Annotated in this window: 15 protein-coding genes, 1 rRNA gene and 2 other RNA genes; 8 read left to right on the top strand and 10 right to left on the bottom strand. The window is 43.1% G+C overall.

Annotated features, from left to right (window positions below; all coding sequences use genetic code 11):
* From EYO12_04680 to gyrB, 4 genes are all read right to left on the bottom strand, one after another.
* Positions 1 to 359: ribosomal RNA gene (locus EYO12_04680) — 16S ribosomal RNA — on the bottom strand; the annotation flags it as partial.
* A gap of 208 nt (positions 360 to 567) precedes the next feature.
* On the bottom strand, positions 568 to 1,386 hold the full coding sequence (locus tag EYO12_04675; protein HIA92371.1) for a divergent PAP2 family protein: 819 nt from the start codon (positions 1,384 to 1,386) through the stop codon (positions 568 to 570).
* 6 nt (positions 1,387 to 1,392) lie between these two features.
* A complete protein-coding gene (gyrA, locus tag EYO12_04670; protein ID HIA92370.1) occupies positions 1,393 to 4,035 on the bottom strand; it encodes a DNA gyrase subunit A in 2,643 nt (880 codons plus the stop codon).
* 3 nt (positions 4,036 to 4,038) lie between these two features.
* Positions 4,039 to 6,018, bottom strand: coding sequence for a DNA topoisomerase (ATP-hydrolyzing) subunit B (gene gyrB / locus EYO12_04665; GenBank protein HIA92369.1), 1,980 nt, complete (start codon positions 6,016 to 6,018; stop codon positions 4,039 to 4,041).
* 145 nt (positions 6,019 to 6,163) lie between these two features.
* Between gyrB and EYO12_04660 the strand changes: the two genes are divergently transcribed.
* Complete coding sequence (locus tag EYO12_04660; GenBank protein HIA92368.1) at positions 6,164 to 8,257, top strand: DUF11 domain-containing protein; 2,094 nt, start codon at positions 6,164 to 6,166, stop codon at positions 8,255 to 8,257.
* A 2-nt stretch (positions 8,258 to 8,259) separates the two neighbouring features.
* Positions 8,260 to 8,820: a hypothetical protein gene (locus EYO12_04655; protein HIA92367.1), complete on the top strand. Its 561-nt coding sequence runs from the start codon at positions 8,260 to 8,262 to the stop codon at positions 8,818 to 8,820.
* Here the strand turns inward: EYO12_04655 and EYO12_04650 are convergent.
* The 3 genes from EYO12_04650 to argS all read right to left on the bottom strand — a co-directional run bounded on the left by EYO12_04650 (position 8,813) and on the right by argS (position 14,694).
* Positions 8,813 to 11,881, bottom strand: coding sequence for an ATP-binding protein (locus tag EYO12_04650; protein HIA92366.1), 3,069 nt, complete (start codon positions 11,879 to 11,881; stop codon positions 8,813 to 8,815). The genes EYO12_04655 and EYO12_04650 overlap by 8 nt on opposite strands.
* 4 nt (positions 11,882 to 11,885) lie before the next feature.
* A complete protein-coding gene (locus EYO12_04645; protein HIA92365.1) occupies positions 11,886 to 12,320 on the bottom strand; it encodes a hypothetical protein in 435 nt (144 codons plus the stop codon).
* 643 nt (positions 12,321 to 12,963) lie between these two features.
* Positions 12,964 to 14,694: an arginine--tRNA ligase gene (gene argS / locus EYO12_04640; protein ID HIA92364.1), complete on the bottom strand. Its 1,731-nt coding sequence runs from the start codon at positions 14,692 to 14,694 to the stop codon at positions 12,964 to 12,966.
* 41 nt (positions 14,695 to 14,735) lie between these two features.
* Between argS and smpB the strand changes: the two genes are divergently transcribed.
* The gene (gene smpB / locus EYO12_04635; GenBank protein HIA92363.1) at positions 14,736 to 15,182 is read left to right on the top strand and encodes an SsrA-binding protein SmpB; all 447 of its coding nucleotides are present in this window, start codon (positions 14,736 to 14,738) and stop codon (positions 15,180 to 15,182) included.
* Between the two features lie 221 nt (positions 15,183 to 15,403).
* Here smpB and ssrA read toward each other — a convergent pair.
* Positions 15,404 to 15,792, bottom strand: a transfer-messenger RNA (tmRNA) gene (gene ssrA, locus EYO12_04630).
* Between the two features lie 144 nt (positions 15,793 to 15,936).
* Here ssrA and EYO12_04625 point away from each other — a divergent pair.
* The 5 genes from EYO12_04625 to rplT all read left to right on the top strand — a co-directional run bounded on the left by EYO12_04625 (position 15,937) and on the right by rplT (position 19,010).
* A complete protein-coding gene (locus EYO12_04625; GenBank protein HIA92362.1) occupies positions 15,937 to 17,442 on the top strand; it encodes an ATP-binding protein in 1,506 nt (501 codons plus the stop codon).
* Positions 17,439 to 17,894, top strand: a complete 456-nt coding sequence (locus EYO12_04620; protein HIA92361.1) for a DUF4446 family protein — start codon at positions 17,439 to 17,441, stop codon at positions 17,892 to 17,894. The genes EYO12_04625 and EYO12_04620 overlap by 4 nt, the downstream gene beginning before the upstream one ends.
* 68 nt (positions 17,895 to 17,962) lie before the next feature.
* Positions 17,963 to 18,469, top strand: a complete 507-nt coding sequence (locus EYO12_04615; GenBank protein ID HIA92360.1) for a translation initiation factor IF-3 — start codon at positions 17,963 to 17,965, stop codon at positions 18,467 to 18,469.
* Entirely contained in the window at positions 18,469 to 18,663 is a 195-nt protein-coding gene (gene rpmI, locus EYO12_04610) for a 50S ribosomal protein L35 (protein HIA92359.1), read from the top strand. The genes EYO12_04615 and rpmI overlap by 1 nt, the downstream gene beginning before the upstream one ends.
* A complete protein-coding gene (gene rplT / locus EYO12_04605; GenBank protein HIA92358.1) occupies positions 18,663 to 19,010 on the top strand; it encodes a 50S ribosomal protein L20 in 348 nt (115 codons plus the stop codon). Before rpmI ends, rplT begins: the two co-directional genes overlap by 1 nt.
* A 7-nt stretch (positions 19,011 to 19,017) precedes the next feature.
* On the opposite strand, the gene rnpB is transcribed toward rplT, so the two are convergent.
* Positions 19,018 to 19,376, bottom strand: an RNA gene (gene rnpB, locus EYO12_04600) — RNase P RNA component class A.
* Between the two features lie 14 nt (positions 19,377 to 19,390).
* Positions 19,391 to 20,227, bottom strand: a complete 837-nt coding sequence (locus EYO12_04595; GenBank protein HIA92357.1) for an NUDIX domain-containing protein — start codon at positions 20,225 to 20,227, stop codon at positions 19,391 to 19,393.
* Positions 20,228 to 20,415: the final 188 nt, after the last annotated feature.

Below are 20,415 nucleotides of genomic sequence, written 5' to 3'. Positions count from 1 at the left end.
CAGGCTTGCGCCCATTGTCCAATATTCCCCACTGCTGCCTCCCGTAGGAGTCTGGACCGTGTCTCAGTTCCAGTGTGGCTGATCATCCTCTCAGACCAGCTAAAGATCATCGCCTTGGTGAGCTATTACCTCACCAACAAGCTAATCTTACGCAGGATCCTCCCAAACCGCCCGAAGGCTTTAATCCGTAGACCATATGCGGTATTAGACCATCTTTCGATGGCTTATCCCTCAGTTTGGGGCAGATTCCAACGCGTTACGCACCCGTCCGCCGCTCGACACCCGAAGTGTTTCCGCTCGACTTGCATGTATTAGGCATACCGCCAGCGTTCATCCTGAGCCAGGATCAAACTCTCCAAAAAAGTAGAATTAACTACTTATAAAAAGCTTTTTCCTAAAACTTTTGAATTAACATAATTTATCTTTTTACAAAGACGCTGCACAACTAAATTCTTAACGTACATTCTGCTTAAACTCTACGTGCTCACACACAATTTAAGCGACAAGTAGTAGCCTACCAGCTTCAACAGTAGTGTGTCAACATGTAATTACAACAACGAATATACGCTATTTACGCTTGCGTTTTTTACTATTACGTTTTGGTTTTACTTTATTAATCAAACGTGCATTTTCTTCTTTTACTAACAGAGGTATCTTCGAATAAAACCGTATTGAATAGCTTATTTGCAACACAATAACCAACACCAAGGTAGACCAGACCCACATCCGCCACTCAAAGGCACTAACCTGTTGTTGGGCTAGTACGATAAATAATCCGGCAAACATTGTCGGTAAGATAACTGAATAAAAAACTGTTTTTCTTAGACGCTTAAAAGTTGGGGTCTTTCGGTTGCGAAGAGCAAAAGCGTTGTATGACGCAGCACCTACCAATAGTAGTAAGACTAGCACCCAAGCTATTCTAAACTCAGCGCCGCTTAACGGTGTTGAGATAAAGTCTGTTAACCCTCCGACCTTGTTTGCAGTTGCTGCATAGGCGATTCCGATTACAGCTCCTAAAACAATACCTCCGAGAACTTCGGGCAAGGTGTGGCCAAGTGTTTGCTTTATGCGGTGATCAATCTGAGACTTAATTCGTAATTTCTCAAGCAGCTTGGAATGATTGCCGACTGCCTGACGCACTCCTACAGAGTCGTATATAACAATAGCGGCAAAGGTTGCGGTAACGGCAAATACAGCGCTGCTAAAGCCTGACAGGAAGCCTACGGTGCTAACAAGAGCCACAACTGTGGTGCTATGTGCGCTTGGCATTCCACCAGACCGCCAAAACCATGCAAAATCTACGTCGCCCCGCAGTGCTGCCGCAGCAAACTTAATTAACTGAGCTAAAAACCACCCTGTTATTGGCGCGGCAAGAAACTGATACATATCTAACTACTCCTTTTTAGCGTTTTTTGTCTTGTTTGAACTTTTTTTAGGGGTCTTCTCGGCTTCTTTGTCGTCAGTCTGCTGCTCAGAGCTTTCATCGTCTTCTTCGTCCTCGATACGGACAAGGGCGGTAGAAGCCACTTTATCATCATTATTAAGCTTCATAATCCTGACGCCTTGAGTGGTCCGACCAAGTTCAGATATGTCACTAATTCCAAGACGGATTGTTTGACCGTTTTTCGAAATAATAATTACCTCATCAGCTTTATTCTTAGCTCCAGCTTGACGGAGTGATTTAACAGATACTAATTTACCTGTTTTAGAATTCAATACAGCTGCTTTAATACCAACACCGCCACGTCTATGACGAGTAAAGTGATCTACCTTGGTTCGTTTACCATAGCCATTCTCGCTGATCATGAAGATATTAGCTTCTTCCTGCACGATGTCCATAGAAATTACCTTGTCGTCCTTGCGCAACTTGATACCGCGAACTCCTCGGGCGGTACGGCCCATTGGTCGTACGTCTTTCTCATTGAAGCGAATTGCTTGACCATCCTTTGTTGTAATTATTATATCGTTTTCACCGGTACTTACTCGTATCCAGCGTAGCTCATCTCCATCAACCAAGTTGATGGCAATAAGACCAGACTGCCGCACGTTCTCATAAGCCGAGAGTGGTGTCTTTTTAACTGTGCCGTGATCGGTAGTCATAAACAAGAATCCAGAATCTTTAACCGTGGCATCTAAATTAATTACAGCGGTAACGATCTCATCAGGATGTAACTGCAACATATTAACCATGGCTTGACCCTTAGCATTTGGCCCTGCCTGTGGAACTTCATAGGCTTTTTGCCTAAAGACTCGCCCCTTATTTGTAAAGAACAATAGGTAGTTGTGCGTGTTGGCCATTACGAGATGTTCAATGACATCTTCTTCTTTAGTGGTCATGCCGCGCTTACCTTTTCCTCCACGATTCTGTTTTTTGTATGCATCAAGTGGCGTTCGCTTAATATAGTTACCTTTAGTGACGACAATTACTACTCGTTCATTCGGGATTAATTGTTCTTCGCTGAATTTACCAAGCTCATAACTTTCAATCTTAGTTCGTCGCTCATCACCGTATTTTTCTTTAACTTCTAGTAGTTCTGCTTTAATTATGGCGAGAATTTCCTTTTCATCGCCAAGTATTTTCTTAAGTTCGGCAATAAGCTTCTTGAGCTCTGCAAGTTCATCCTCGATCTTTTGACGCTCCAAACCTGCTAAGGCGCGAAGCTGCATAGCCAAAATTGCTCGGGCTTGAATTTCGGATAATTTGAATTTCTTAATCAAATTCTTTTGAGCTTCTTCAGTAGTTTGAGAGCCCCTAATCGTTGCAATAATTTCATCGATATTATCGAGAGCTATCTTTAATCCGTCGAGTACATGAGCCCGCGCTTCAGCCTTTTTGAGTTCAAATTCTGTACGCCGTCTCACTACGTTTTGACGGTGTTTAATGAACTCCGTCAGCATATCTTTTAAGCCAAGCACTCGTGGCTGTATGCCGTCGATTAATGCCAACATATTGTAATGGAAGCTCGTCTGCAAAGGGGTGAATTTGTAGAGTTGATTCAAAATTTTCTTAGGATACGAATCTTTCTTAAGATCGACAACAATTCGAACATCACCTCGAGAGCTTTCATCTCGAAGATCACTAATGCCTTGAATCTTTTTATCCTTAACGAGGTCGGCTATTTTTTCGATTAAACTCGCTTTGTTCACCGCAAACGGTATTTCGGAAACAATAATCGAAAAGCGATCTTTTTTAGATTTATGCTCAACAATATCAGCAACAGCACGAATAGTTATACCACCTTTACCAGTTGCATAGGCCGCTCGCAATGGATCGCCGCCATACACAACGCCACCTGTTGGAAAGTCTGGTCCCTGCACGTGCTTTAAAAGATCTTCGGTGTTTGCTTCGGGGTTATCAATAATTTCAACCGTCGCGTCAACAATCTCACCGAGGTTGTGCGGTGGGATGTTCGTTGCCATACCAACAGCAATACCAATTTGGCCATTGAGCAATAAATTAGGCAGTCGTGCTGGTAGCACACTTGGTTCTTGCTCAGACCCATCAAAGTTATCTCTAAAATCAACGGTGTCTTTATCGATATCTGCAAGCATTTCCTCAGCAGGTCGCATCATTCGAGCTTCGGTGTACCTCATGGCGGCTGGCGGATCACCGTCCATTGAGCCAAAGTTACCCTGACCGTCAACCATCATGTAGCGCATAGCCCATGGTTGAGCTAATCGGACCATTGAGTCATAGATAGCACTGTCACCGTGCGGGTGGTATTTACCCATGACATCACCGATGATCCTAGCGCTCTTAGTATATTTTGCGTTGTGCCGGTTGCCGTTTTGTCCCATCGAATACAAAATTCTTCTGTGGACAGGCTTCATTCCATCGCGCACGTCAGGCAATGCACGAGCAACTATGACACTCATGGAATACTGCAAGTAGCTCTCTTCCATTTCATTTTCGAGCGTCCTCGTTTTAATCAAACCAAATTTGGTTTTCTCTGTACTGCCCTCAACAATACTTCCTTCGATCGGTTGTTGATTGCTTAGATTATCGTTGTCTGGTTGCTGTAGTTCGTCTGCCATACTCTAAATATCCAATTCCTTTACGTAGCGTGCGTGGGTCTGAATAAAGTTCTTTCGTAAAAGCACTTCGGTCCCCATTAACTTATTAAATATTGCATCTGCTTTTTCAGCGTCCTCAACCTTAACCTGTAATAACACTCTGTTTTCGGGGTCCATTGTTGTCTCCCATAACTGCTCAGCATTCATTTCACCAAGACCCTTATAGCGTTGAAGCTGTGCTCCGGCAGCCTTAGCCAGACTCGCCTCATCTGCTTCGTCGATATCAAGTGAATCGTTGTCTAATTTACTTCGTTCTTTCTTCTCTTCGATCAGTTGATTCAGTATTCGATTTTTATCGTCATCTGTATATGCGTAATGTACTTTTTTACCGACTTTAATTTGATAAAACGGCGGTTGAGCTATATATAAATGACCACCTTCAACAACTTCCTTCATATGTCTAAAGAAGAATGTAAGTAATAACGTACGTATGTGACTTCCGTCGACGTCGGCGTCAGTCATGATGATAATCCGGTCATAACGTAAGCCGTTTATGTCGAATTGCTCTTCAATGCCAACCCCGAGCGCCTTTATGAGGCTGGTTATTTCATTGTTGGCCAACATCTTATCAAGGCGAGCTCGTTCAACATTCAATACCTTACCTCGCAATGGCAGAATTGCCTGATATGTACTATCTCGTCCCACCTTAGCTGATCCACCAGCAGAGTCACCCTCTACAATATAAATTTCTGACTTGGCTGGATCTTTACTGCTACAGTCTGCAAGCTTTCCAGGAAGCGACGTGCCCTCGAGTACACCTTTTCGAATCACATTATCACGAGCTGCTCGGGCTGCTTTTCGTGCTCGAGCTGCCAAAATCGCTTTACCTATAATTTTCTTAGCGATGCTCGGATTTTCATCGAGGAAATAACTGAACCATTCGCTCATTACCTGCTCTACGTATCCGCGAATTTCCGGGTTGCCGAGCTTATTCTTTGTCTGGCCTTCAAACTGCGGGTCGGGCATTTTTACAAGAATTATTGCAGTCAACCCTTCTCTGCTGTCTTCACCTGATAGATTTTCTTCTTTTTCTTTAAGCAAGCTATTGTTCCGCGCGTATTCATTAATAACTCGGGTCAGCGCTGAACGAAAACCTGTTAAGTGAGTGCCACCATCAGGGTTAAACACGTTGTTTGCAAAGGGTTTTACAACCTCATTAAAGGCGTCAGTGTACTGCAGTGCAATTTCAACTGACACATCTTCGACTTGTCGTTCGACATAAAAGATTTCTTCGCCAAGGATGTCTTTACCAAAGTTTAAGTGCTTAACATAGGACTTGATTCCACCGTCAAAATAAAAAGCATATTTTTTACCTGTGCGTTGGTCTTCAACTTGGGTGTGAATAGCTTTCGTTAAATACGCTTGGTGGCGTAGATAATCAACAACCCATTTATAGTCAAAAGGGGTATCCTCCATAATTGAGGTATCTGGCCAAAACGTAATAATTGTCCCGTTTTTGTCACTCGGACCAATTTTTTTAATTTTAGTTTTTGGCGCACCAGCTTGGTACTCCTGAGTATAGTAGCTGCCGTCGCGATGAACTTCGGCAATTAATTTTTTAGAAAGCGCATTTACAACACTGACACCGACACCGTGCAGACCACTCGAAACTTTGTAGCCATCTCCATCGAACTTACCGCCAGCGTGCAACACAGTTAAAACAGTTTCTAGTGTAGAAACACCTGTCTTCGCATGTTTTTCTACAGGTATACCACGGCCATCATCTGCAACGCGTACACCGCCGTCTTCTAAAAGTGTCACCTCGACTCTCGAGGCGTGACCAGCGATCGCTTCGTCGATACCGTTGTCTGCTACCTCTTTGATCATGTGATGTAGACCATCAATACCGGTACTACCGATATACATACCTGGTCGTTTGCGAACGGGTTCTAACCCTTCAAGAACTTGTATTTGTTGCGCACCGTAATCTGAGCCTTTAGCCATTTTCCCTCACTCAAGTTGTTGCTGTTTGGTTGATTAGTGAATATTATACCCTATTTTTTTTGGATTCAACAAGTTAGTATCTTCTTTGCTAAGAAGTTCTACTTATGCTTAACTGTATACATAACTTATACAAAAACATCCAAAAATGTTTAAAAAAATCGTTTCCAATTTACCATATAGCCCCAGCTTGCTGTCGCAGGTTGGCTTCTATATTCAACGGTTAAAAAAAGAAAATATAACTCGAAAACTTGGTTTAATTTTTGCTGGTCTAACACTAGTGGTTCAGTTTTTAGTTGTTGTGGTTTCACCTGTCCCAAGTATTGCCAGTGATGCGAATGACCTGATTCGCGGTGGGCTAAGAACTGCTGGGGGTCAAGACCTGTCTGAATCGGCTGCAAAAGATGCCCTGACTTCGGCAGTATATGGAGCTAATGCAACTCCAGGCCTACAAGAACTCTTCGAATTCTACGGAATCAGTCGAGAAGACATCGCAAGCTCACGAGAAACCTATATTTGCTCTAAAGAAGAGCCAAGCGCCACAAGAGGCTGCAATAACCCCGATGACCGCAACCTCCGATCAATTGGCCGAGACAGAAACACAAGAGACCCAAGCGCCGATGTAAGATTCACGGTACCTGGAAGATCTGAATCGTACTACCATCGACCGCTTCATATTTGGGATAGTAGCTCAACACAAGCAAGCAAATACAAAGCTCTGTCGATCGACGGTGGTCGTATCTATGTTTTATATTCGTGCGGAAACATTGTCTTTCGAGAACCACCAGAAACCAACATTACAACTGATAAGCGCATTGTGTCACCTTCTGGCCCAGTGGAACCTGGCGATATTTTGAATTTTCAATTGTCTGTAGCTAACAATGGCAATAGCCCTGCCTACAATGTAAAGCTCGTAGACCGACTCAACCCTAATCTCCGACCATTAACACCCATCACAGAAGGTGGCACCCCTTTAGAACACAACCAAGACCAAGTTAAGGTTGAGTGGATTATTGGTACGTTAGGGCCAAATGAACAAGCTATTCGTAATTTGCGAGTCTACGTCATCGAAGACGCTGAGGGTGAGATTATTTGCAATAGGTCGGACGCACACTATATTGATCAGGCTGGCGCTTCCGATACAGAGCACTCCGAGCCAGTGGCTTGTGTTGATCTGGAGATACCTCCAGAGGTAGTAACATCAACTCCTATTCACAGGCCAGAACGTGAACCCGACCCTGAGCCTGAACCGCAACAACCAGAACCAGAAAATGTACCCGAATCTGAACCAGAACCGGAGCCTATTTGCCTCTACCTTGCTGCTCAATCTGCTAGTTCGGAATTTACTATACCTGTATCTATAACATTCAAGCCGACATTCGAGGAGTACTCTCTAACACCAGTTCGTTTTAAATATTTTGTCGACAATGAAGTGGTGCAAGATAGCCCTGACCAAAATCTTACGTGGTCATTCGAAGACGTCGATACATACCAAGTTGCAGTACAGATCCGGTTTTCCGATGGGACTGTAACGAACAAGAGTGATTGTTCATTAGAAATTACAACAATCGAAGCACCCAACGAACGCATTGATCAATCGAAGTCTGCTCGCCTACTCGCCAGCTTTAACCCTATTCGAACTGTAGCGGGTGACCCACGCTCAGACAGCTTGCACCAGCAAACTGTCGGTGCAGATGAAATTATCGAATACCGACTAACTGTGCAAAATAGTGGAAACGTAGAATACGAAGACTACACACTACCGAACGAGTATGTCAGTGACGTCTTGGAGTATGCCGATGTCATTAGCGGTAGCGGTGAGCGAGTCAGTGAACCAGAAGCCTACAATAGTGAAATAAGCCTTCTTGGTGGGGGTAAGTTGAATGACGGTGTGATTACATGGTCCTCAGAAGATAAACTTGAACCTGGTGAAACCATAGAAAAATTATTCTTCGTACAAATAAAAAATCCAATTCCTGAGACAAATCAAGTGGCATCTAATCCGTTGCGGTATGATTGTCAGATCGACAACACTTATAGTAATACCATCTCTATAAAAATTGACTGCCCTGTTGAAAAACAAGTCGAACAAACTATTCAAGGCTTACCAAATACCGGAGCCGGCCAATCATTTAGCCTGTTAGTCTTGGTCGTTGGTGTATCTGTGTTCTTGTACCAGCGCAACAAACTGCTTAGCACTGAGTTATCGATCATTAAACAACATGAAATAAACGGAGTATAACGATGTCTGAAAAATTATCTCGCAATCAAGAAGCTCTCGAAATTTCTCAAGCTGAAGCAGAGAAAAATTTAGAGAAAATTCGTCGATCGCTAGAGACTGAATCTTCGAAAGCAGAAAAAGTAGCAAACCGTGAAAATGATTACTCATCACGGGCACACGAGCTTGCTAAACAATCAAACGAATATACACCTCCAAAAGAACGAACCTCTCAACCGGTTAACCTACAAAAACAGAAAAATGAGTATTTCGCTCAGACTATGCAAAGCACCCGCAAACAACTTACGCAATCACAGAGACTGTTCAGTAACGTAGTGCACACTAAAGCTATTGAAAGAACATCAGAAATTATCGGCACCACTGTTGCTCGACCATCCGCTCTCCTTGGAGCATTTAGTTTTTCAGCAGTTGGCAGTGTCCTTATCTATATTATTTCTCGAAAAAATGGCTACTTAATTGATAGCTATTACTACATTTATGTCTTACTAGCTATTGGGGCAACAGCTGGTCTTCTTATCGATTTGTTGCGATTTTTGGTTAATAAATATATACGAAAAACTAGCTAAGAATCGGGTTACCATCTTCGTCGAAACTAATTTCGTTAGTCGGCGCAACAGCACCAGATGCTTCACTGGTATTCTGAGACCGCTCAAGCAACGATTCAACTTCATTATTGGTGTCAGGGCTGTTTGTAGGCTTAATATCGCTCGACAGGCTCGTGGACGCCTCTCGAGGAATCTTTAAGGTAGTATCCTCTTGGACCGGCTCGTGCATCTGCTCTACTGCGGGCTGTGCTTGAGGATCAGCCTGAGAATTACCCGATGTAGATGTTTGCACTGGTGAAGCCGAAGGTGGTGGCATTGGACTCGCTGGTTTGGTTTGCGGGGTGAGCTCGGGGGCTGGCGCCAACGGCTGTGCCGCTGGAATACTGTTGGTTGCTTGAAGTGGCTTTGACGCTGCTGGTGTGCTCCCCTGGTTGGGTCGTAGTTGTTGCGGACGTGCACTTGGGGTAGCCTGACCTCCTGTGCTAGCGCCGCTTGACTGAGTTGCCTTTTTCTTTGCCAGCCATTCATCAAGAAAACTAGATTTTCCGAGTGGTTTTGGAGCAGGCTTGCCCGAAAGCGCTGGGTTAGAATCAGGACGAGCCGGCGGCATGCCAGAACCAGCCATTGGCCGACGACCTGCTGGTGGGCCACTGTCTAACCGAGAAAAAATACTCTTTTCAACTACTGCGCGAGGCTTACCATACTTAGCAGCGCTCAGCTGCTTTAAGGCCGTTCCAAGCTCCTTATTCGGTGCTCCAAGCGGCGGAATTGTCTCCATGCTAAAAGGAGTGGAAGGAATTCCAGAAATCATGAGGCGAACAACAGCATTGTAGTTTGGTAATTTTATCAAATCTTGATTATCAAAAACTGGTGAGAATTGTTTTACCAGGTAATCTGCATCTGTTGCACCACACCGTAATGTTGCAATTGTACCAACGTTTCCGAATACAGCATCACGAATCTCTTCCGTAAGTTGGCCTATAAACTGGTTGGCCACAATAAGGTTTAATCGATACTTTCGAGCCTCAGACAAAATGGTTGCAAACGACTCTGTTGAAAAATTTTGGAACTCGTCCACATAAAGGCTGAAATCTCGGCGCATCTCCTGCGGGATCTCTGCCCTGCTCATTGCTGCAGCCTGAAATTTCATTACAAACATCATGCCAAGAAGTTTGGAATTAAGCTCTCCTACGCGGCCCTTAGACAGGTTGACGAGCAGTATCTTGCCCTCATCCATCACTTGCCGTAAATCAAATGAACTTTTGTTTTGCCCAATGATGTTCCGCATCATTGTATTTGAAAGAAACGCCCCAAACTTACTCACAAACCAACTCTTAACCTCACCGAACTCATTTGATCGTTCGGATCCAGGAATTTCCTTCGTCCAAAAATCTATTAGTGTTTGGTCTTTGACGTGTTTGAGCTTTTTATTTAAAAACTGCTTATCGCTAAATAGTTTCGGTAAATCAATGAATGTCCCTCCGTTGGGATCAGACATTATAGTTAGAGCGGCATTTCTAAACATATGATGATAGCGCGGACCAACAATTCCTTGATTGTTTGGGTCATATAGCTTCTCTAGCATGTTAATTGTTTCTTGCACCAAAAAGTCTTTTTGTTCTTCGGATTGATACTCAAATAAGTTAAAGCCAAGCGGGAACTCCATATCACCAGGGTTAAAGTAGATAACATCTTCGGTGCGTTCTTTTGGCACCATAGAGATCAAAGCTTCCACCGAATCTCCGTGTGGATCGATAAATGCAAACCCCTTGCCATTAATCATGTCTTGAAGTGCTAGGTTTTCTAAAAAGACCGATTTACCCGTGCCGGTTTGTCCAACAATGTACATATGTCTTCGTCTGTCATCATCAGAAAGCCGTATTTCTTTCTTAAGTGAGCGATAGACGTTATAGCCCATAAGCAGACCTTCTTTAGGTATATTATGTGGTCCATCAACCTGTTTCGACGATTGACGTTGTAATTGTGACGTCGGCGTAAATTGAGCATCTGGTAAATGAAATATTGTCGCCAACTCTGTTGCATTCAATATGTTCATATTAAGTTCAGGCGGGAACAGCCGTAAAATATACGCTGTTACAAATTTCTGGATATTCTTTGTTTCTGTGAATTTAAAGCCGTTTAATCCCTGTGAATTAAACAGCGAAAAGGTTGCAATTATATTGTTCAGAATATTAGTCGAACTATGAACGGTGTTAGATGAACAGACGACCCTGATTAAGACTTCATAGCCTGCTGATCGAGTTTTATTCTCAATAGCCTCTACAGTGCTCTGCTCGAGTGAGGATAATTGTTTATCTTCTGGTTTTGCATCCCCTGCTTCTGGCGGCTTCCACAAGGCTTGGGTTAGGTCTTTTATAGATAGTAATGACTTCAGCCCAGACTTTGACCCTTTATTCTTTTTGATGCTATCGGCTTTAGCTTTGACGGTTTTATCCCAGCCAGCTTTTGCCGGTCGAATAAGTATTTGTACGGCCGCGCCATCTTCTTCCCCGAGCGAACCCATAGCATTAAGGAGTGACTGCATGGCATCGCGTTTGAGTTCTTTAAATGTGGCGATCGGATAGGCGTACTCTTTAATTAAATTAAGCTCACCTCCAACTGTTGATGTTATTTTACCAACGTTATTAAAAACACTGTGCACGAACGCTTCCTCGAGGTGGGCGGTTGGATATGCGCTTAATACCGCCTGCCTAACCACCGCCTCCATAGCGACTGGCACCGAAACGTAATAATTTACAACACCTTTCACAGCCACCACCTCAAAAGCAATATGGCGCTGGCCGTAGAAATTACTTTTAAAGCCTTTCTTAGCAGTACTAGCTATAACATTATAAAGTGTTTCAGCTTGAGATATTTTCTCATCAATAACATCACGAACGTCACGGCTCCCAATTTCTGTGTCGTCGCTGGCTGGCGGTAGGTGGATGAGAAGAGGCACCATTTTCAGCCGCCGCTCAAATCCCTTCGCCTCACGGAGGGTTGATCTATAAATTCTGTATGCAAAAAAAGCAAAACCGCCTAAGGCTATAAGCACTATTACTGCTATCAATATTCCCTGCATCTATCTAACCATCTAGTTTTGTTACTTTTTTGTTATAGCGTTTCTCTAGGTAATTTTGTTGGAGTTTATTTATTTCTTTCTCTTGAAGTTGAGGATCATTCTCATATGCTTTAATGACCGCCTTGGCTCTGTCGACCCACTCTTTCTCAATTACATCCACATCATCAGCGATTAACGGTGAGGCCGAAGCACCTGTGCCGTCAGACGTCGTTTGGGTCGCCGACTGCACAGTGCTGACGTCAACGGCTGGCAAGTTAAGTGGTTGCGCTGAATTATTACTTGTAGTTCTGAGCTTTTTTTCATTCTGGGTTGGATTTTGCGTAGACTCTTGCTGCTCAGCTCCAAGCTGCGCTGGCGTTAACTCCTGACTACTAGAGTCGGGGCTACTTTGGGGCTGGTTTTCAAACTGCTGCGGGTTTGTTTCTTGTAGTGGATTCATTGGCTACAAGTATAACAAAGTGATAGATCAATAACTACTGTTGGTATTTCTTTTTTTAACAAACCAAATTAGCAAAAACAATGTGCTGAATATTATCGCTTCAATGAATGTAATCCCTTGCAGAGAAAGATACGCCAAGAAAACAACTGCACATACTGCTCGCAAATACCGTGACGTTACAGTGATCGGTCTACCAATAAACCGGTATATCAAGCGTACAATTAACGCAATAACGGGCACTAATAGAGCAAATGCGAATAATACCACCAAGGGAGACTGCTCGGCAGGGTCGGTAGTGTTAATAAGCACAGCCAAGAATGCGGCGCAACATAGTTCTAGATAGATTAGTTTCATAGGTACACTCTGAGTTTAGGTCGTAAATAAATAAAGGGCAACAAATCCGCTCATGCCCATCATAGCGCTTGTTACCCTTTTGACTGACCGCTCTTTGAAGCTATTAGCTTTTCAGAGCGTTTTTTGTTTCGATCTTTTTTGTTATTTGATCGTGAATAAACTTTAGCACTATATATAGCTTATGTCAATAATTTTATAAATTTTTGTTGTTGTTAATACTTTTTGAGGTGTTATTTGTGGCTAATCTATGTTGTTATTTATACCTTAAAAGTACAAAAATTTCGTTTTGTTACAGTTTACGAAGTTTTTCAAGTCCTAAAATAGTAAATATATGGTCCATTGTTTGAGTAAATTTTTTAAGTATTTCAGCGCGTAATGCTTCCCGGTCTGAACCAACAACTTTATTTTTTTCATAAAAAACATTGAATGTTTGACATAGTGTAAATGCGTACTGACAAACGACTTGCGGAGCGACGTTATTCACTGCATCCTCAACTGTGTCACCATATTGGCTAATGACGCGCAGGAGGTTTCTCTCAGCTTGTTCTAAATCAACGTCAAATGGAGTATCTTCCACGGTAGTCACTTTTTCTAGCACACTTAGTGCCCGAGCATATGTGTACTGAAGATACACAGATGAATTACCCGTCAAGGCAAGTGATTCTGTCGGGCTATAGGCTATATCTCCGCCAATTGCTTGCTTTAAAAAAGCGTATTTAACAGCGTTGTACGCTATTTTTTTTACATCGGCCGCTACTTTATTCTTAGAGTTCACGCCAGCAGCTACTGTGGCTGCTTCGAGAACGTCGTGCGCTAACAAGACGTTTCCAGTCCGTGAACTCATTTTTTTACCACCCACAAGCTTTACCTGACCGTGCGTTAAATGAACAGTTCGTGAACTTAGGCTGGGATTAAACTGTTCAATACTCTTTAGAACTACCTTCATGTACTCAACAATGTCATTCCCAGTAATAATTACCGAAGTATCAAATTTATAGTCCTGCCACTTGTGGAGTGAGAGTCCTACATCTTTAGTTTCATATGTCGGTAGGCCTTCTGAGTTAATGAAAACCCGTGTATGCAGACCATAATCTTCACCTCTAAAAACAACAGCACCGTCGCTGTCTTCGTAGACCCCTTTTTTCAATTGTTCTTTGACTGTTTTAAGCCCTAATTGAGTTGTGTCACTTTCTGGATAGTACTTATCGAATGGTGCTACATTAATTGCTTCATAGAATGTTTTAAAGTAATCATAGCTCCATTCTCGCCACATCCAGTATATTTGTGCGAAGTCGCTGGTTTTATCCTGATCTTCGTGCAGTTTATACACACGTTTATTGAAGCTAATTATCTGATTCTTAGCCACATCGTTCGTTTCGTAGGCTGCGGTTGCCGCTACGTAGTGCCCAGCCACAATCTGAGCCCGCTCCGCCTCACTTAAATCTACGCATTGCTTTGAATACTGTAAGCCAGCCGCCTCATCCATTGAACCCTCTGACCCGTGATGCACAATTCCCCACATCGCACGGGCTACGTGCAAGCCCACATCACCGCCAAAATTCACTCTGTAGACCTTAGCTCCTGCTGTTTCATATAGGTTACCGATGGCATTACCGACCAGCGTCGTGTACAGATGACCGGCATGAAGTGCTTTGAATGGATTTGGGTCAGAATACTCAACAACGAAGGTTTTACCGGTATACGGCTTGTGGTCTTGCAAGACAGCGCCTACATCTGCCCTATCAAACAAACTTTTGTCTGTAAGGTAAAAATTAATAAACCCCGGGCCAGCCACACTGATGGCACTCAAATATGGAGGTTTATTGGAATTAAGTACATCTACAATCTGTTCAGCTACTACGCGCGGTGGCATATCGACTGTTCCTGCCAATCTCATTGCCACATTAGTAGATGCGTCCCCAAATTTAGGGTCAGTCAGTTCCACCTCTATTTCATCTGGTGTGTATTCCAGCTGATTAAGCGCATCCCGGAGAATGTTTTGTAGATCTTGTCGTATCATGCAGGCAATTATACCTCAACAACGTTATACTACTTATTATTATGTCAGTTTTATCAAAAAACCCACGAGCAAATTATGACTACGCGATTGAAGAAACCGTGCTAGCCGGTCTTGCCTTGACTGGCACTGAAGTGAAGTCAATACGCGGCGGACGAGCTTCTATAAAAGGCACATACTGCAACTTCAATAAAGGCGAGCTATGGTTGGTCGGCGCGTTCATTCCTGAGTTTTCAAACGCCCAAAATAACCATGATCCAGACCGCAATAGAAAACTTTTATTGCAAGCCCGGGAGTTAAAAAACCTGCAAGCGAAAAAACAAAATGGCAATTCGATCGTGCCGATAAAAATCCAAACCAAAGGCAATTTTATTAAATTATTAATCGGCATCGGCAAGCCAAAAAAACAATATGACAAACGACAAAGCCTACAAAAAAAAGATGATGCTCGTCGAAAAAACCAAGCTATAAAACGCTCCGGCCGACAATAGTTATCCACATGTACATAATTTTTGTGTTCAATGTTTATTGACAGAGGGGCTTATGCTTATTTAAGATGTATATAGCACTTGAATAAAAATAGTGCTCAAAAACAAAAACGGTTACATACCACCTAACAACGGCTACTCGTGAGCCGTTGTTTTAATTTACGAACAAAAAGAGCGCTCAGCGAAGCGCTCTTTTTACATTCATTTAAAATACGAAATCAACGTGGTGGAGCTGCGGGGTATGAGCCCCGGTCCGTTTGAAAAACATTCTAATCCTCTACAAGCTTAGGCTCTTTAATACCTTCAACGATCGGCTTTAAAAAAACCAAAATGCCGACTCGTCTAGACATACGATTTTCGAATTATTTGCATTGTCAGAACAAACAATCTTAACCGAAAAATATAGCACCGGATTTTTGTATCGGTGTCTTAAAACCCAGCGTCGCTTAGTTTACTTAAGCGAATGAAGGTGAAGCATTAAGTTGGAATGATCCAACAAAAGCTCGCACCTTGCTTGCAAATGTGTTTGCAGTTATAGGTTGATTCGGTAACGCCAAATCAGACGACTTGCCAATTAGAATGTTAACTTTCAACGTCAAAGCAATACAGCCCCGTTAACATAATTATATCATAAAATGTCAATATATGCCTGTAGTGGTAGACCATGTATAGATAGGTCGAAATAGCGACTTGTTTGCCATATCTTTATTGCTGCTAAAAAACATAAGGGCAACCATCTGTTATTCTATGTACTATCATGTTGTCCAAAGTGCACTCCGCTTCAATTTATGGATTCTCTAGTGAATTAGTAGAAGTAGAGTGTGACGCTGCAAACTCCCTGCCCTCGATAGTTATAGTTGGTTTAGCGAGTAAATCTGTTGATGAGGCGAAAGATCGAGTCAGAAGTGCTATAAAAAACAGTGGCTTAAACTTACCGGCGAAAAAATTCACTATAAATCTTGCTCCAGCCAACTTGCCAAAAAGCGGCACAGGCTATGATTTAGCGATTGCAGTGGCGCTTCTCATATCCTCTGGGCAAGTAACTCAGTCTGCAGCCGCTAAGCTAGCTTTCTGCAGCGAACTGGGGCTTGATGGTAGTCTACGGCCGATCTTTGGGGTGCTTAGCCACGTTAAGCGCCTGCATGCGCTTGGCTATACGGTTGTTGTAAGTCCAAAAAACCTTGCCGAAGCTCAACTTATCAAAGATGCCTCAATTTACGCTCCAACAAACCTCAAACAACTCTATCGAGTCTTGATCGGTGAAGAAAAGCTCCGAACCAATCAATCTGTGCCTTCATCGCAATTAAATGACCCCTCAATTTTGGACATGGGCGAAATATCCGATCAAGACCAAGCAAAACGCGCCTTGCAAATCGCTGCTGCCGGTGGACACAACGTACTAATGAATGGGCCGCCGGGTAGCGGGAAAACCATGTTGGCACGAGCCTTCGGGGGCATACTGCCACCTATGAACAAACAAGAAATAGTTGAGACTACAATGATTCACAGCATGTCTGCTCAAAACAACTTCGAAGTTGTACGAACTCGTCCGTTTCGGGCACCGCATCATACTGCCAGCGCTATTTCCTTAATTGGCGGCGGCAGCGATCCAAAACCAGGTGAAGTTAGCTTGAGTAATCATGGGGTGCTGTTCTTAGACGAATTGCCAGAATTTAGCAGGAACGTAGTTGAGTCACTCCGCCAACCGCTTGAAGATGGGCATGTAACAATATCGCGGGCTAAAGGCTCTACACAATTCCCCGCTCGATTTACGCTTATTGCGACTAAAAACCCGTGTCCATGCGGATACCTGACAGACCCCGACATAGCCTGTAAGTGTAGTGCTGCCCAAATAGAGCGGTATAAATCGCGGTTATCAGGGCCATTACTTGATAGATTCGACCTTCTGCTTGAAGTCGGTCGCATTCCAAGCAAAAAAATATTGCGAAAATCCGGCCCTGACGAATCAAAGACTATGCAGTCGAATGTTAAAAAGGCTCGGGATATTCAATCAAAACGGTTCAATAGCACCACCAAACTCAATAGCCATATGAACAATAAAGACCTTAAGACACACCTATCTATAGATACTGAGGCAAAAGAGTTTTTAGATTCTGCAGCTGATACACTTAAACTATCGGCGCGCGGTTATATGCGTACACTCAAGGTCTCGCAGACGATCGCAGATCTCGACGATATCCGTACCATAAGCAAAAACCACATCGCTGAAGCCCTGCAATATCGATTTAAAGAGGTTGAATGATGATTGTTCTATTAATTGTCTGTCTGATTAGCTTAGGAGTAAGTGCTGCTGCACTCTATAGAACATCGACTATCTATAGTCGTTTGCAACGTGTTGTTGGCGAAGATATCGACACTGAAAAGCTACTTCGCAAACTTGAATTACATCAACTTCGCCAGAAAGACCTAAAAAAACGAACCGACACCTTAACCGCAATACAAAAGGCAAATCAAAACCTTTTAGACGAATCGCTCAAACGGGTTGGTCTTGTTCGTTTCAATCCGTACCGCGACACAGGTGGCGACCAAAGTTTTTCGTTATGCATTTTAAACAGCGAACACAATGGATTTATCTTAACCACGATCCACGGCAGAGAAGGAACACGGGTATACGCAAAGCCAATTACTAGTGGTAAATCAGAGTACGACTTATCCTCAGAAGAATCAGAAGCCCTAAAGAAAGCCCTGGTATAGGATCTAATCTGTTGACCCCTGTTGTTTTCTTTGCTAGTATTTCAACTGATAATTGAAAGGTATTAATAATTAGCCAAAAAACACGTATTAATCAGCAGATTCGAGTCGACAAAGTTAGACTTATATCTGATGATGGATCGCAAGTCGGCATTATTGATACGTCAGAAGCGCTCCAACGAGCAAAAGACGCTGGGCTTGACCTTGTAGAGGTATCCCCCAACGCGAAGCCACCAGTTTGCAAGATTGTAGATTGGGGCAAATACAATTATCGCAAAACCAAAGAGCAACAAAAGAATCGAAAAAACCAACGAAACTCTGAAGTAAAACAGATTCGGTTTGGATTAAAAATAGGTGAACACGACCTAGACGTTAAATTGCGAAAAGTTAACGATTTCCTCAAGAGTGGACACAAGGTAAAACTCAGTGTATTCTTTCGAGGACGTGAAATGGCTCACAAAGAACTTGGTGAAGTTCTTCTAGAAAAAGCTATTAATAAGTTAGACACAGAGGTTAATGTAGACCAGAAGCCTGCAATGCAAGGCCGCTATATGACCATGGTTATCAGGAGTAAATAATGCCTAAAATTAAGACCCACAAATCAACTCAGAAGCGCGTTAAAAAGACGTCTACTGGTAAATTGCTTCGCGAACACTCTTATAAGAGCCACTTTTTGCACAAAAAGAGCTCAGCCCGTAAACGTGCCTATGGCAAGAAACACCCTATTCATGCAACTAGAGAAAAGCATATAAAGAGAGCCTTAGGAGAATAATCATGCGAATAAAACGAGGTGTAACTAAACAAGCACGACACAGATCAGTAAAAGCTTCTGCAAAAGGAATGCAAAAAGCTCGACGACGTTCGTATAAATTAGCAAAACAAGCAATCACACGGTCATTGCAGTATTCTTATCGAGACCGACGAAACCGCAAACGTGACTTTAGGCGACTATGGATTCAACGAATCAACGCTGCAGCACGTGAAAACGGCACAACCTACTCAAAGCTTATGGCCGCATTTAAGCAAAGCAACATCGAACTTGATAGAAAAGTTCTGAGTCAAATTGCTTTTTCACATCCAAAAGCTTTTAGCGAATTAGTAAAACAAACTTCTAAATAATAGTTTCAAAGCAAGGCTGCGTGTAAGCCGGGTTCTGTTTTAATTGCCATCTATCTGGGCTAGCTATTGCTAACTAGCTCGGTGCGACTTCAGTCATTGCGGCGAGCAACCATTTGACTTGGTCTTGCAGCTAACAGGGTTTACCACCATGGTATGTCACCACACCATGCTGTGAGCTCTTACCTCACTCTTTTCACCTTTATCTCCTGTATTCAGGGGATGTATTGTTTCTGCGGCACTTTCCCTAAGATTACTCTTGGTTGTCGTTAACAACTGTTATGCTCATGCGCTGCCCGGACTTTCCTCCCCTCGCCTCCATGGTCGAGATTAACCACAAAGACGAGGGGCGACAAAACTACAGCCTTACAATCTATTGTATCCTATTTTCTTGCGTCAAGAACCTGATTTACCATTGCGTCAGCTTCTTTATTCTTCTCTCGCGGAACATAGGTGTAATTAACATCGATACCACGCAGCGTTTCGACAATAGCTTCATGCACTGGCCATAGATCTTTATTTTTTATCTTATACTTACCGGTCATTTGGTTAACAACCAATTGGCTGTCTAGGCTAAAAATAATTTTTTCTGGTGAGAATTCATGGCTCTTTTTTGCTGCCTCAAGCAGGGCTTGATACTCGGCTTGATTGTTTGTAGTGACGCCTAGATAGCTTCCACCTGAATCAATCAACGTACCGTTGTCGTCATATACAACATAGCCAGTCGCCGAAGGGCCAGGATTTCCACGTGATCCCCCGTCGGTATAAATATGGAGTGTTTTGGACTCTTTCGTTGACTTATTGTCATCATTAAATTTCGTGTTTAATCTGTTTTGGATATACGTCTTAAAATCTGAAGTTAATTCATAGTCACTCACTGTATCTTTCGATATCCAGGCAAACTCACTGTGTTCTTCGCTGAGTTTGATGTCATCCGCGCTATCGATGGTTACTGAAAAAACAATAATTAATGCGTGGTCTTGTAGAGAATTAAAACTACCCCGATACTGAGCATGCAATACAGAACAGTTCACTTCTTCGCGCAGTTCACGCATCAAAGCCTCTTCTAGTGTCTCTCCAGCATCTATTTTTCCGCCAGGCAGCTCCCATTCTTCCGGCCGAGTTTTACCCGCACTACGCTTAACTACCAAGAGCGACTGCTCTAGGAGTATTTCAGCTCGCACAATTATGGTTGGCTGCTTATGTTGTGATTCCGGCATGTTGGCTCCTCTTTGCGCTAACTGTATGTGGTGACTGCTGCCCCAGACCTACTATAGGCTGCTATGGCATTACGCCATCACCCCCAACCGGTTTTTTCCTGGCGCGAACCAGGTGGGTGTTCTCACTGGGCAACCACGGCTGCCCAAAATATTGAACTCCCTACATATGAATATTCAGGAAAATATAC

The sequence above is a fragment of the Candidatus Saccharibacteria bacterium genome (assembly GCA_012965045.1).
GTDB lineage: Bacteria > Patescibacteriota > Saccharimonadia > Saccharimonadales > DTSZ01 > DTSZ01.
Note: the sequence above shows the minus strand (reverse complement) of the source record. Positions and strands in the feature narration are given on the sequence as shown.